This is a genomic window from Candidatus Pantoea symbiotica, from assembly GCF_056491525.1.
Window position 1 is genome coordinate 3,542,666 of record NZ_JBSZHR010000002.1, and the last position, 12,941, is coordinate 3,555,606.

Below are 12,941 nucleotides of genomic sequence, written 5' to 3' on the forward strand. Positions count from 1 at the left end.
TTTATTGTTGGATCATCTCTGGATTAACAAACTGCCACAGCAGCTCGAACAAATCAGTGGCTAACATGCCGCGTGTACCGCGCTGACGCGAGACGGCATCGGCTGTTGCCCCATGCGCGACACAGCCTGCGCAGGCTGCATCAAGTAATGTCAGTTTCTGGCCGAGCAGAGCGGCAATAATCCCGCTCAGCACATCGCCCATGCCGCCGGACGCCATGCCCGCGTTGCCCACATCGGCAATCGCGATGTCACCCGCCGCGCTGGCAATCACCGTGCCCGCACCTTTCAATACCACTACGCCGCCGTAGCGTTTCGCCAGGGCGCGCGCAGCATGTAAGCGGTCACTCTCAATCTCGCTGGTTTTCACTCCCAGCAAGCGTGCAGCTTCGCCGGGATGCGGCGTAATGATGCGATTCTGACGGTTATCCTGTTTGATTGCCAGCAGGTTAAGCGCATCCGCATCCCAAAGCATTGGCTTTTCACTGGCCGCGATCTTTTTCAGTGCCTTCTGAGCCCAATCGCGTTGGCCGAGCCCCGGTCCAACGGCGATCACATCCGCCCACTCCAGCGCCTGATCCAGACGTTCATCGCTCAGCGCATCAACCATTAGCTCCGGTCGCGCAGTGAGAATCGGGCCAATATTATCTTCATGCGTCAGCACGCGCACAAGTCCGGCACCGGTTCGCAATGCGGCTTCACCAGTCATGCGAATCGCGCCCGCCGTGCCGCTATCGCCGCCGACCACCAACAGCCGACCTTGGTCGCCTTTGTGTGAGGTAGCACGACGCGGTTTCAGCCAGCGCGTTAAGTCTCCGGCGTCATAGCGTAAAATCGGTGCCTGTTCAGCGGCAAGGTACGCCGACAAACCCAACTCGTGATTATGCAGGACACCAACGTAATCACGCGCCTTACCGGTCAGTTGGCCGGGTTTCAACGCAATCATGCTCAACGTGTGATCGGCGATGACCGTCTCGCCCGGCGCCGTGCCGTTAGCCGCCAGCAAACCGGAAGGAATATCGATCGCCAGCACCGGTGCGGCATGCGCGTTGATCAGCGTAATCAGGCGATCGTAGGGATCAGCAGGTGCACGATTCAGGCCGGTGCCGAGCAGCGCATCAACAATCACATCAACCTTTTCCGGCCACGGCGCATCCGCCGCGTGAATCACACCGCCCGCCGCCAGCCATGCGTCTTGCGCCTGCTGCGCCTCTTCTGGCATGGCTTTGCTGCCCGTGCACGCCAGCAGCGTTACATTCAAACCTGCTGCCTGCGCCAGTCGCGCCACCACATAACCATCGCCGCCATTGTTGCCGTGCCCGCACAGCACCAACCAATGGTGCCCCTGCGGCCACAGTTGGCGGACTAATTCATAGCTGGCCTGGCCAGCACGTTGCATCAGCTCAAACAGCGTTAAGCCCAGGCTATCGGCGGCATCGCGTTCCAGTTGTGCCATCGCCTGCGCAGGCCAGACAGAGTGTGGTAAACTGCGCGCGTTTGCTTCAATTGCCTGGTTTCTCATGTCATATCCTCTCGATCTTCAACAGCTCGCTCAACAAATCAAACAGTGGGGACGCGACCTCGGCTTCCAGCAGGTGGGTATTTGCGATACCGATCTGAGCGCCGAAGAGCCCAAACTGCAGGCGTGGCTGGATAAGCAATATCACGGCGAGATGGATTGGATGGCGCGCCACGGCATGATGCGCGCACGGCCGCATGAGCTGCTGCCCGGCACGCTGCGCGTGATTAGCGTACGCATGAATTACCTTCCAGCCAAAGCCGCCTTTGCCAGCACCTTGAAAAATCCGCAGCTGGGCTATGTAAGTCGCTATGCGCTGGGCCGCGACTATCACAAAGTATTGCGCAATCGACTGAAAAAGCTCGGAGAAATGATTCAGGCGCACTGTGGCGAACTCAATTTTCGCCCGTTCGTCGATTCCGCGCCGATTCTCGAACGCCCGATTGCCGCTAAAGCCGGTTTAGGCTGGACCGGCAAACATTCACTGATCCTCAACCGTGAAGCGGGTTCCTGGTTCTTCCTCGGCGAATTGCTGATTGATCTGCCGTTACCGGTTGATCAGCCACAGGAAGAGCAGTGTGGACGCTGTGTCGCCTGCATCACTATCTGCCCCACTTCCGCTATCGTCGAACCTTACGTGGTCGATGCCCGGCGCTGCATCTCCTATCTCACCATCGAGTTGGAAGGCACAATCCCCGAAGAGTTCCGTCCGCTGATTGGTAATCGAATTTATGGCTGCGACGATTGCCAACTGATCTGCCCGTGGAATCGTTACGGTCAGTTAACCGATGAGGATGATTTTTCACCGCGCGCGGTGCTGCATGCGCCACCGCTCACCGAACTGTTCAAATGGGACGAAGCCAAATTTCTGCGCATCACTGAAGGTTCAGCGATTCGGCGTATTGGGCATTTGCGCTGGTTGCGTAACATTGCGGTGGCATTGGGCAATGCGCCCTGGGCAGAAGAAAATATGGCGGCATTAGCATCGCGTAGCGGCGAACATCCACTGCTTGATGAACATATTGAATGGGCGATTGCACAGCAGTTGCAGAAGCGCGCGGCGCAAGCGGTGGAAGTGCAGCCAGCGAAGAAACAGCGGCTGGTGCGCGCGGTCGAAAAAGGCCTGCCACGTGATGCTTGATTGAGCAGTCGCACAGGATAAAACGCTTTTCCACATGCTGTGAATAAAATTATCCAACGGAATAGTGACGGAGATCGTAATTTCGTCTAAAGGGTAAGATCACAGTCTGAAATACGCTTAACCACTTATAAATCAATCAATTAAACGATTATTGTAAATATTCACGTCGTGTTTAGCGCGCAGGGGTTTGTCCAGAGCTTGTGGATAACTCTGTTCAAAACAGTTTTAAACAACGGGGAAAACGCCGTCAGAACCTTGCAGGCACATTGTGGATAACCTGTAAGATAACTGCGTCAGACAACAAGCATTATCGGTGCTAGCGAGGCGTGAAAAATTTCCAGAAAAAACGGTGTTGCATGCGATAAAAAATATCAGCAGCAGTTTTAATTCTGATTGCGCCTAAGGGCAAATAACATTAGTGAATATAAAAATTTGGAGCGGGAAACGAGACTCGAACTCGCGACCCCGACCTTGGCAAGGTCGTGCTCTACCAACTGAGCTATTCCCGCATAATCTTCGTATTTTAGTTCGCTACTGCGTTGGCTGCCTTCGCTCACCCAGGTCACTTACTGATGTAAGCTCCCAGGGATTCGTTCAGTTGCCGCCTTGTTGCAAACTAAAATACTCGATTCTGCATCTTCGTATTTTTGTCACAACAATCACGCTAACGACTAAATCCGTGATTTGGATGGTTTACTACAAACTCTGGAGCGGGAAACGAGACTCGAACTCGCGACCCCGACCTTGGCAAGGTCGTGCTCTACCAACTGAGCTATTCCCGCATTAGAGGTTTACTACGCAACGAAAATTTGGAGCGGGAAACGAGACTCGAACTCGCGACCCCGACCTTGGCAAGGTCGTGCTCTACCAACTGAGCTATTCCCGCATAATCATCGTATTTGTGTTGGTTACTGCGTTGGCTTCCTTCACTCAATCAGGTCACTTACTAAAGTAAGCTCCCAGATATTCGCTCAGTTGCCGCCTTGTACCCAACTCAACTACTCGATTCTGAACTTCGCCGTACTACTTTACTTCTCCGTTCCGCATGAAATTCTTCACCGGTACGGGGTGCGCATTATACGAGAAATCCTTTCAGTCGCAAGAGTCTAAAAGCAAAATTTTGCGCTTTCCGCGCGTTCGCTGCTTTTATCGACAACCTGATGATTTCCTGCGCACCCACTGTCGATTAAAGCTGCAAGAAGTGCTCGCGGTAGTACGCCAGCTCGGCGACGGACTCGCGAATGTCATCCAGTGCCTGATGGCTACCGGACTTTTTGAAGCCAGGCAAGATATCCGGTTTCCAGCGACGCGCCAGCTCTTTCAGCGTGCTGACGTCAAGATAGCGATAGTGGAAATAGGCTTCCAGTTCAGGCATGTACTTAAACAGGAAGCGACGATCCTGACCAATACTATTGCCGCAAATCGGCGAGGTGTTAGCTGGCACCCACTGCTTCAGGAATTCGATGGTGGCCAATTCTGCTGCACGGTCATCATGCTCGCTGGCTTTAACACGCGCCACCAAACCGCTATTGGTATGCGTGCGCACGTTCCAGTCATCCATCAACGCCAGCTGCTCGTCAGATTGATGCACCGCGAACACTGGGCCTTCTGCCAGGATGTTCAGGTTGGCATCGGTCACGATGGTGGCGATCTCAATAATGCGATCGCGCTCCGGATCTAATCCGGTCATTTCGAGGTCGATCCAAATCAGGTTGTTTTCATTTCCAGCTGTCATGCGTTTCCCGCCTGTTGCCAAAGTCGTCATTAAACTCATTTCAGGTGTATCATAGACGTTTTGCCCAGCAGGGCGAAACCTGGCGAAAGCCGTGAGAGGATGCGTGAGTAAAAACAAACTGTCGAAAGGTCAACAACGTCGCGTAAGCGCCAACCATCAGCGTCGTCTGCAGCAACGGAGCGATAAGCCGGAGCCGGATGATAGTCTGTTTGGGGAAGCGGCTGATGGCGTGGTGATCAGCCGTTTCGGCATGCACGCAGACGTGGAAGATAGCGAAGGCGTTGTGCATCGCTGTAACATCCGCCGCACCATTCGCTCGCTTGTCACCGGCGATCGCGTTTTGTGGCGCGTCGCGATTGGCGGCGGTAAAGGGATCGTCGAAGCGGTACACGATCGCAAAACCGTACTAACGCGCCCAGACTTCTATGACGGCGTGAAACCGATCGCCGCCAACATCGATCAGATCATTATCGTTTCGGCGATCCTGCCGGAACTGTCACTTAACATTATCGATCGCTATCTGGTTGCCAGCGAAACGCTCGGCGTGGAACCGCTGCTGGTGCTCAACAAAACCGATCTTTTGGATGCCGAAGGCCGCGCGTTTGTTGATGAGCAGATGGAGATCTATCGCAATATTGGTTATCGCGTATTGATGGTTTCCAGCCACGCCAAAGATGGTTTGGTTGAACTGGAAAGTGCCTTAACCGGCCGCGTCAGCATCTTTGCCGGTCAATCGGGCGTAGGCAAATCGAGCCTGTTGAATAACCTGCTTGGCCTGGATGTGGCGGCGGAAATTCTGACTAACGATGTGTCGAACGTTTCTGGTTTGGGTCAGCACACCACCACCGCTTCACGCCTTTATCACTTCCCGGCGGGCGGTGATGTGATCGATTCACCTGGCGTGCGAGAGTTTGGTTTATGGCATCTTGAGCCGGAACAAGTGACGCGCGGATTTGTCGAATTCCGTGAATTCCTTGGCAGTTGCCGTTTCCGCGACTGTAAGCACGATACCGATCCTGGCTGCGCCATCCGCGAAGCGGTAGAAGAAGGCAAGATCGATATCTCGCGCTTCGATAACTACCACCGAATTCTGGAAAGTATGGCGCAGGTAAAGACGCGTAAAAACTTTTCCTCCGACGCGGATTAAGCAGTACAACGGCACATTCGCCAACGCGCTGGGGCGCTGCTACAATCCGCCCCCTTTTTGTTAACGATACGTAATTAAGCCAGGAGGCAACGGTGTTTGATCGTTTTAAACTCGGCCTGAATCATATTTTGCCCAAAAAAGGGCTCACCGAACTCGCCGGTTGGGGCGCCAGCCGTCGTGGTGGCTGGCTCACTAAAGCGGTCATCGACATATTTGTCTGGTACTACAAAGTTGATATGGCGGAAGCTAGCAAGCCACATACCGGCAGCTACCGCACCTTCAATGATTTCTTCGTGCGTCCGTTAAAAGAGGGCGCGCGTCCTGTCGATCCTGACGCCTCTTTACTGGCGCTGCCCGCCGATGGCGCGATCAGCCAGCTGGGCCGCATTGCCGGCGATCAGATCTTCCAGGCCAAAGGCCACACTTACAGTCTGCAGGCGCTGCTGGCCGGTAACGACGATCTGGCGGATCAGTTCCATGACGGCGAGTTCGTTACCACTTACCTCGCCCCGCGCGATTATCACCGCGTACACATGCCGTGTAACGGTGTCCTGCGCGAAATGATCTATGTGCCCGGCGATCTCTACTCGGTCAATCCGCTGACCGCGCGTAACATCCCGAATCTGTTTGCACGTAACGAGCGCGTGATCTGCGTATTCGATACCGATCATGGTCCGATGGTGCAGATCCTTGTGGGTGCCACCATTGTCGGCAGCATCGAAACCGTGTGGGCGGGCACTATCACGCCACCGCGCGAAGGTGTGATCAAACGCTGGCGCTATCCGTCTGCCGATCATGACGGTGCGGTCGTGCTGCTGAAAGGCCAGGAAATGGGTCGCTTCAAGTTGGGTTCAACTGTGATCAACCTGTTCGCGCCGAATCGCGTGAAGCTGGCGGAAAGCCTTGAAGCCGAAAGCAAAACCCGCCTCGGTCAGCCGCTGGCCATCGCCCTGCCTCAGCCTGGCGACAGCGTCTCACTTAGCAAATAACCCGGAACCTCTCCCGTGCGTGTTCTCCTCTCCCTGCTGCTGAGCCTTGTGCTCAGCAGTTCTGTATTTGCAGCGACCGTTCCGCAATCCAGCCAGCTTAAGCAGGAACTGGATGCGGCTAAATCCGCAAAAAGCTCACCCGCGCAAACCGAACAGGTGCAGGCGCTGGAAGCGGCGATCAACTTCCTCAACGAGCGCGATGAGTCGCTGGAGCGCGCGAAGCAGTATCAGCAGGTGATTGATGATTTCCCGCGCCTGGCGCGTGAATTACGCCAGCAGATCGCCACGCTGACGGACAGCAGCAAGACGGTGCGCAGCAATATGAGCAGCGCCGAGCTCGATCAGGAGCTGTTGCAGGTTAGCAGCCAGCTGCTGGAGGAAGGCCGACAGGCGCAGCAGGAGCAGGATCGCGCCCGTGAGATCAGCGATTCACTGTCGCAGCTGCCTCAGCAGCAAACTGACGCACGCCGCGCGATGACCGAAAGCGATCGCCGCGCGCAGAGTTCCTCAGCGGCGACCACGCCGTTAGCGCAGGCGCAGATTTACGCGCGTCAGGCGGAAAACGCTGCCAACAAAGCGCGCGTGGACGAGTTAGAGCTGGCACAGCTGTCGGCGAATAACCGTCAGGAACTGGCGCGTATGCGCGCCGAAGTGCATCAGCGCAAAGCCACCCAACTGGATAACTATCTGCAGGCGCTGCGCAATCAGCTCAACAACCAGCGCCAGCGCGAAGCTGAACTGGCGCTGGAGCGCACCGAGCAGCTGGCCGAAAACAGTGGCGATCTGCCGAGTTCGATCAGCGATCAGTTCCGCGTAAACCGCGAACTCTCCGCTGACCTCAATCAACAAGCGCAGCGCATGGATTTAGTCGCTTCGCAGCAGCGTTTAGCCACCAATCAGACCTTGCAGGTGCGTCAGGCGCTGAGCACGCTGCGTGAGCAGTCGCAGTGGCTGGGCGCGTCCAATCTGCTGGGTGAAGCCTTGCGCGCGCAGGTCGCGCGTCTGCCCGAGATGCCGAAATCTCAGCAGATCGACAGCGAAATGGGCCAGCTGCGCGTGCAGCGTCTGCATTATGAAGATCTGCTCGAGCGCCAGCAGGATCTGCGCAAGTCCAAACAGGATGATGGCACGCCGTTCAGCAGCGATCAGGTGCGCATCCTCGAAGCGCAACTTAAAACCCAGCGCGAGCTGCTGAACTCCCTGATTTCCGGCTGCGATACGCTGATTCTGGAAATCACCAAGCTCAAAGTTTCCAATACGCAGCTGCAGGATGCTTTAGCTGAAGTAAAAGATGCGACACATCGCTATCTGTTCTGGACCGCCGACGTTAACACCATCGGCCTGAATTTCCCGGTCGAGATGGCGCAGGATCTTAAGCGTCTGCTGTCGCTGGATACGGCGGGTCAGCTCGGCAAAGCGCTGGCGATGATGTTTACCAATCGCGAAACCGTGCTGCCGATTATTGGTGCCGTGCTGCTGGTGGGCTTCAGCATCAGCTCACGTCGTCACTACAACGCCTTTATGGAGCGCTCCGCCAGCCGCGTCGGCAAAGTCACGCAGGACCGCTTTAGCCTGACGCTGCGCACGGTATTTTGGTCGATTCTGGTGGCGGTGCCTCTGCCGGTGCTGTGGGCCGCGCTCGGTTACGGTTTACAGCATGCCTGGCCTTATCCGTTCGCCGTGGCGATTGGCGATGGCATCACCGCCACGCTGCCGCTGCTGTGGGCCTTTATGATCAGCGCCGCCTTTGCGCGTCCCGATGGCTTGTTTGTGGTGCATTTCCGCTGGCCGCAAGCGCGCGTGGCGCGTGCGATGCGCTATTACTCGCTGTCGGTTGGGCTGATTGTGCCGCTGATCATGCTGCTGATCGCCTTTGCTAATCTCGACGATCCGCAATTCTCCGGCACGCTGGGACGCGTGTGCTTCATCCTGATTTGTGGCGCGCTGAGTATCGTCACCGTTAGCCTGAAACGCGCCGGTATTCCGCTCTATCTGGATAAAGAGGGCAACGGCGATAACTTCGTAAACCGCATTCTGTGGAACCTGATGATCGCCCTGCCTCTGGTTGCTGCCCTCGCCTCCTGCATCGGTTATCTCGCCACCGCGCAGGCGCTGCTGGCGCGTCTGGAAACGTCAGTGGGCATCTGGTTCTTCCTGTTGGTGGTGTATCACATTATCCGCCGCTGGATGCTGATTCAGCGCCGCCGCATCGCCTTTGACCGCGCACGTCAGCGTCGTGCCGATATGCTGGCCAACCGCGCGCGCAGTGAAGAAGAGAAAGAGCAATCAACGCCCACGAATGCCGACACCATCGAAATCGATGAGCCCAGCATTGACCTCGATGAGATCAGCGCGCAGTCGCTGCGTCTGGTGCGTTCAATCCTGACGCTGATCGCGCTGGTTTCGGTGATTGTGCTGTGGTCAGAAATTCACTCGGCGTTTAGCTTCCTCGATAACATTCCGCTATGGAATGCCAGCACCACCATTCAGGGCGTCGATAGCGTGCAGGCGATTACGCTGGGTGCGGTGTTGATTGCGATTCTGGTGCTGATTATTACCACGCAGCTGGTGCGCAATATGCCCGCGCTGCTGGAGCTGGCGCTGTTACAGCATCTCAGCCTGGCGCCGGGCACCGGCTACGCCATTACCACCTTGACCAAGTATGCGTTGATGCTGATTGGCGGCTTGATTGGCTTCTCGATGATGGGCATTGAGTGGTCGAAGCTACAGTGGCTGGTTGCCGCGTTAGGTCTGGGTTTGGGCTTCGGGATGCAGGAGATTTTCGCCAACTTTATTTCCGGCCTGATTATCCTGTTTGAGAAACCGATCCGTATCGGCGATACCGTAACCATTCGCGATCTGACCGGCAGTATCACCCGCATCAACACGCGCGCCACCACCATTACCGATTGGGACCGCAAAGAGATCATCGTGCCGAACAAGGCCTTCATTACGGAGCAGTTCGTAAACTGGTCACTGTCGGATTCGGTGACGCGTGTGGTGCTGACGATTCCGGCGCCGGCCAGAGTCAACAGCGATGAAGTGACCAATATTCTTAAGCAGGCGGCCGATCGCTGCACCTACGTGCTGGATATGCCGGCACCGGATGTCTTCCTTGTCGATTTGCAGCAAGGTATTCAGCTGTTTGAACTGCGCGTGCATGCGGCGGAGATGGGACATCGCATGCCGCTGCGCCATGAACTTCATCAGCTGATTCTGCGCGGCTTTGAGGAACACGGCATTGAGATGCCATTCCCGCCGTTCCAGGTACGCATGGAGACGCTAGGAAAACAAAATCCCGCCAGCAACGGCGCGCCCGCCAATAAGACCTTCAAATCTGGCGGATTATAAAAACAAAACGCCCGGCAATTGCCGGGCGTTTTTTATTGCTGCTCAGAGCCGATCACTTCACAAACTCTTCGCCCTGCGCGATATCTTTCTTCAGCGTTTCCAGCATGCCGTTTAGCGCCTGCTGTTCAAAGGCACTCAGCGTACCCAGCGGACGGCGCTCAACAATACCGTTTTTGCCCAGCAGCAGCGGCTGCGAGAAGAAGCGGGCATATTCGCCATCGCCTTCCACATATGCGCACTCCACGACGTTGGCTTCACCTTGCATGGCGCGAATCAATGACAGGCCAAAACGGGCCGCCGCTTGTCCCATCGACAGCGTTGCCGATCCGCCACCGGCTTTGGCTTCCACTACTTCGGTGCCCGCGTTCTGAATACGTTTGGTGAGATCCGCCACTTCCTGCTCGCTGAAGCTCACGCCTTTCACCTGCGACAGCAGCGGTAGAATCGTTACACCTGAATGCCCGCCCACCACAGGCACTTCAATCTCGTTAGGCTGCTTGCCTTTTAGCGCCGCGACAAAGGTATTGGCGCGGATGATATCGAGGGTGGAAACGCCAAACAGGCGATTCTTGTCATACACGCCAGCTTTCTTCAGCACTTCGGCCGCAATCGCCACCGTGGTGTTGACTGGATTGGTGATCACGCCAATCAGCGCTTTCGGCGCCGTGCTGGCAACCTGTTCAATCAGGTTACGCACGATACCGGCGTTAACGTTAAACAGGTCGGCGCGATCCATGCCCGGCTTACGTGCCACACCTGCAGAGATCAGCACCACATCGGCACCATGCAGCGCAGGCGTAGCATCTTCACCGCTAAACCCTTCCACGGTGACTGCCGTTGGGATGTGACTGAGATCGACCGCCACACCCGGCGTTACCGGGGCGATATCGTAAAGTGAGAGAGCTGAGCCTGCGGGTAATTGCGTTTTGAGCAGCAGTGCGAGCGCCTGGCCAATACCACCAGCGGCACCGAGAACGGCAACTTTCATCCTGAACTCCTTATTAAGGTGGGGCAGAGATATGCCGAAAATCCATCAGGTTACGAGTTTAATCAACTTCTCAGGCGATAGCGACTAAACCTGTCGCGCACTTAACACTACGCCGCAATCGGCTCCCGAGACATCTCCACTTCAGAAGTCGCCTGAATGATTCATTCGCAGCCAGAAGACAATGGACGGCAATGATCATCGATATTGTTGTTACCACCTCAATAATATAACAACTTTGCAACCTTCGCTTTGCGCGTCCACCCGCGATTTTGGTGCGACATCATATTCTGTTATTATGCCCGCCCCGCAGGTCATTACCGCGATTCTCTCATCAGACTTATTGCATAAAAATTCATCTAAATGCATAATAATTTATCTGCCGTGGGCCTGTTGCCCTCTGCAACCCTCTTTTAATTGGTAGCTTATGCGAAACCCATCGAAACAAGACGACTTGATCAAGGCGTTTAAAGCCTTATTGAAGGAAGAGAAATTCAGCTCCCAGGGCGAAATCGTGCAGGCGCTGCAGGAAGACGGCTTCGAGAATATCAATCAGTCCAAAGTTTCTCGCATGCTGACCAAGTTCGGCGCGGTGCGTACGCGTAACGCCAAGATGGAAATGGTTTATTGCCTGCCTGCTGAACTCGGCGTACCAACCACCACCAGCCCGCTGAAGAATCTGGTGCTGGATATCGATTACAACGATGCTTTAGTGGTAATTCACACCAGTCCGGGCGCTGCGCAGCTGATTGCGCGCCTACTGGATTCACTGGGCAAAGCGGAAGGGATTCTCGGCACCATCGCCGGTGATGACACCATCTTTATTACGCCTGCGCGCACCTTCTCAGTAAAACAGTTGTACGATGCGATTCTGGTTTTATTCGAACAAGAGCTATAAAACCCTGCTGCATACCGGCAGATCCTCTGCCGGTTATCTTGCCCTTCCCGCTTCATTCGTAACCAACCTGTTACAAACCCCTTTGTAAATAATAAGTTATCCATATGCTTAGCGGTTCTTTTCAAGCTAACAGATTGGTACGACCTTTGCGCCTGCTTAATCATATGCGCTATTTTACACTGCTTTACACATCGTGCTCAGTGCCTTTCCCTTCTTCATGCGCATCAGCCAGCGAGATCAACCATGATCTTTCGCACTAAAAGATAATTTGATGTAGATCATTGTTTTTACGGCTAAATAACCACCTATGGTTAAGATCCAGGCGTTTTTTATAACTTCAGGTTCTAAAAAAGTGCCATAAGGATAAAGAATTACAACCAAACATTATTAGCTGGATATTAATTTCATGGGTGATTAGATCTATACTTAGTTTCGTGATGCAAATCACACGAAAGAAAAAGATAAAAATAGACGACGAGGAAAAATATCATGAACGTTAAAACTACTATCGCAACCCTGAGTGTTCTATCTGCTCTGTCATTTGGTGCTTTTGCAGCAGATTCTATTAATGCCGAACAGGCAGCGAATCTGCAATCCGCAGGCACCATCAGCGTCAGCGGCGTGGGCGGTTCTCCAATGGATATCCGCCAGCAGTTAAACGATAAAGCCGATCAGCAAGGTGCGAAAGCATACCGCGTGATCGAGGCGAATACCGGTGACAGCTACCACGCAACCGCTGAGCTGTATAAATAAGTTACTGACTTAAGACGCAATGTGAACGGCGACCCGTTTGAGACGCTCTTGCCTCTCAGGTTGCCGACCCCAATTTCAGGAGAGTGAATCATGAAAACCAAATTAGCTATCGCAGTACTGGGCCTGGCTTCTATTCTTTCTTTTGGCGCGAGCGCCGCAAGCCTGGTTTCAAACCAACAAGCTGAACAGCTGCAATCCCTCAACCAAACCATCAGCGTGAGCGGTGTTGACGGCGACCAAACCAACGTTCGTCAGGAACTGTCACAGAAAGCTGATGCGCAGGGTGCTAGCCATTACCGCATCATTGAGAGCAACCGTGGTGATACCTTCCACGTTACTGCTGAACTCTACAAATAATCACTAATTGAACGTCCGGCGCCTTGAAGGCGCCAGGCAATAGATCGACGACCCGCCTACCCCTTTTCT

The 12,941-nt window shown here is 54.7% G+C and carries 10 protein-coding genes and 3 tRNA genes; 7 read left to right on the forward strand and 6 right to left on the reverse strand.

Annotated features, from left to right (window positions below; translation table 11 throughout):
* Nucleotide 1: 1 nt before the first annotated feature.
* Nucleotides 2–1,519 (reverse strand): bifunctional ADP-dependent NAD(P)H-hydrate dehydratase/NAD(P)H-hydrate epimerase, encoded by a 1,518-nt coding sequence (nnr, locus tag ACXIZX_RS17035; protein ID WP_479404617.1) that lies wholly within the window; start codon nucleotides 1,517–1,519, stop codon nucleotides 2–4.
* Between nnr and queG the strand changes: the two genes are divergently transcribed.
* Complete coding sequence (queG, locus tag ACXIZX_RS17040) at nucleotides 1,518–2,657, forward strand: tRNA epoxyqueuosine(34) reductase QueG (protein WP_479404618.1); 1,140 nt, start codon at nucleotides 1,518–1,520, stop codon at nucleotides 2,655–2,657. The two genes, nnr and queG, sit on opposite strands and share 2 nt — an antisense overlap.
* A 433-nt stretch (nucleotides 2,658–3,090) precedes the next feature.
* Here queG and ACXIZX_RS17045 read toward each other — a convergent pair.
* From ACXIZX_RS17045 to orn, 4 genes are all read right to left on the reverse strand, one after another.
* Nucleotides 3,091–3,166, reverse strand: a tRNA-Gly gene (locus tag ACXIZX_RS17045).
* A gap of 197 nt (nucleotides 3,167–3,363) precedes the next feature.
* Nucleotides 3,364–3,439 (reverse strand) — tRNA-Gly (locus ACXIZX_RS17050).
* A 28-nt stretch (nucleotides 3,440–3,467) separates the two neighbouring features.
* Nucleotides 3,468–3,543, reverse strand: a tRNA-Gly gene (locus tag ACXIZX_RS17055).
* A 300-nt stretch (nucleotides 3,544–3,843) separates the two neighbouring features.
* Nucleotides 3,844–4,392 carry an oligoribonuclease gene (orn, locus tag ACXIZX_RS17060; protein WP_008101955.1) on the reverse strand — a complete coding sequence of 183 codons (549 nt, stop codon included), beginning with the start codon at nucleotides 4,390–4,392 and terminating at the stop codon, nucleotides 3,844–3,846.
* 103 nt (nucleotides 4,393–4,495) lie between these two features.
* Here orn and rsgA point away from each other — a divergent pair, with 103 nt between their 5' ends.
* The 3 genes from rsgA to mscM all read left to right on the forward strand — a co-directional run bounded on the left by rsgA (nucleotide 4,496) and on the right by mscM (nucleotide 9,879).
* Complete coding sequence (gene rsgA / locus ACXIZX_RS17065) at nucleotides 4,496–5,539, forward strand: small ribosomal subunit biogenesis GTPase RsgA (RefSeq protein WP_007891997.1); 1,044 nt, start codon at nucleotides 4,496–4,498, stop codon at nucleotides 5,537–5,539.
* Nucleotides 5,540–5,631: 92 nt separating this feature from the next.
* Nucleotides 5,632–6,528, forward strand: coding sequence for an archaetidylserine decarboxylase (asd, locus tag ACXIZX_RS17070; RefSeq protein ID WP_256697595.1), 897 nt, complete (start codon nucleotides 5,632–5,634; stop codon nucleotides 6,526–6,528).
* A 15-nt stretch (nucleotides 6,529–6,543) separates the two neighbouring features.
* On the forward strand, nucleotides 6,544–9,879 hold the full coding sequence (gene mscM / locus ACXIZX_RS17075) for a miniconductance mechanosensitive channel MscM (protein WP_277967324.1): 3,336 nt from the start codon (nucleotides 6,544–6,546) through the stop codon (nucleotides 9,877–9,879).
* A 52-nt stretch (nucleotides 9,880–9,931) separates the two neighbouring features.
* On the opposite strand, the gene mdh is transcribed toward mscM, so the two are convergent.
* On the reverse strand, nucleotides 9,932–10,867 hold the full coding sequence (gene mdh / locus ACXIZX_RS17080) for a malate dehydrogenase (RefSeq protein WP_008101961.1): 936 nt from the start codon (nucleotides 10,865–10,867) through the stop codon (nucleotides 9,932–9,934).
* Between the two features lie 424 nt (nucleotides 10,868–11,291).
* Here mdh and argR point away from each other — a divergent pair, with 424 nt between their 5' ends.
* From argR to ACXIZX_RS17095, 3 genes are all read left to right on the forward strand, one after another.
* Nucleotides 11,292–11,762, forward strand: coding sequence for a transcriptional regulator ArgR (gene argR, locus ACXIZX_RS17085; protein WP_008101964.1), 471 nt, complete (start codon nucleotides 11,292–11,294; stop codon nucleotides 11,760–11,762).
* Between the two features lie 489 nt (nucleotides 11,763–12,251).
* A complete protein-coding gene (yhcN, locus tag ACXIZX_RS17090; protein WP_008101965.1) occupies nucleotides 12,252–12,515 on the forward strand; it encodes a peroxide/acid stress response protein YhcN in 264 nt (87 codons plus the stop codon).
* A gap of 90 nt (nucleotides 12,516–12,605) precedes the next feature.
* Nucleotides 12,606–12,872: a YdgH/BhsA/McbA-like domain containing protein gene (locus ACXIZX_RS17095; protein ID WP_479404619.1), complete on the forward strand. Its 267-nt coding sequence runs from the start codon at nucleotides 12,606–12,608 to the stop codon at nucleotides 12,870–12,872.
* Nucleotides 12,873–12,941 lie beyond the last annotated feature (69 nt).

Coding starts and splice junctions, on each gene's coding strand:
- queG (WP_479404618.1), top strand. CDS start 1,518: ATGTCATATCCTCTCGATCTTCAACAGCTCGCTCAACAAATCAAACAG.
- nnr (WP_479404617.1), bottom strand. CDS start 1,519: ATGAGAAACCAGGCAATTGAAGCAAACGCGCGCAGTTTACCACACTCT.
- orn (WP_008101955.1), bottom strand. CDS start 4,392: ATGACAGCTGGAAATGAAAACAACCTGATTTGGATCGACCTCGAAATG.
- mdh (WP_008101961.1), bottom strand. CDS start 10,867: ATGAAAGTTGCCGTTCTCGGTGCCGCTGGTGGTATTGGCCAGGCGCTC.
- argR (WP_008101964.1), top strand. CDS start 11,292: ATGCGAAACCCATCGAAACAAGACGACTTGATCAAGGCGTTTAAAGCC.
- yhcN (WP_008101965.1), top strand. CDS start 12,252: ATGAACGTTAAAACTACTATCGCAACCCTGAGTGTTCTATCTGCTCTG.
- ACXIZX_RS17095 (WP_479404619.1), top strand. CDS start 12,606: ATGAAAACCAAATTAGCTATCGCAGTACTGGGCCTGGCTTCTATTCTT.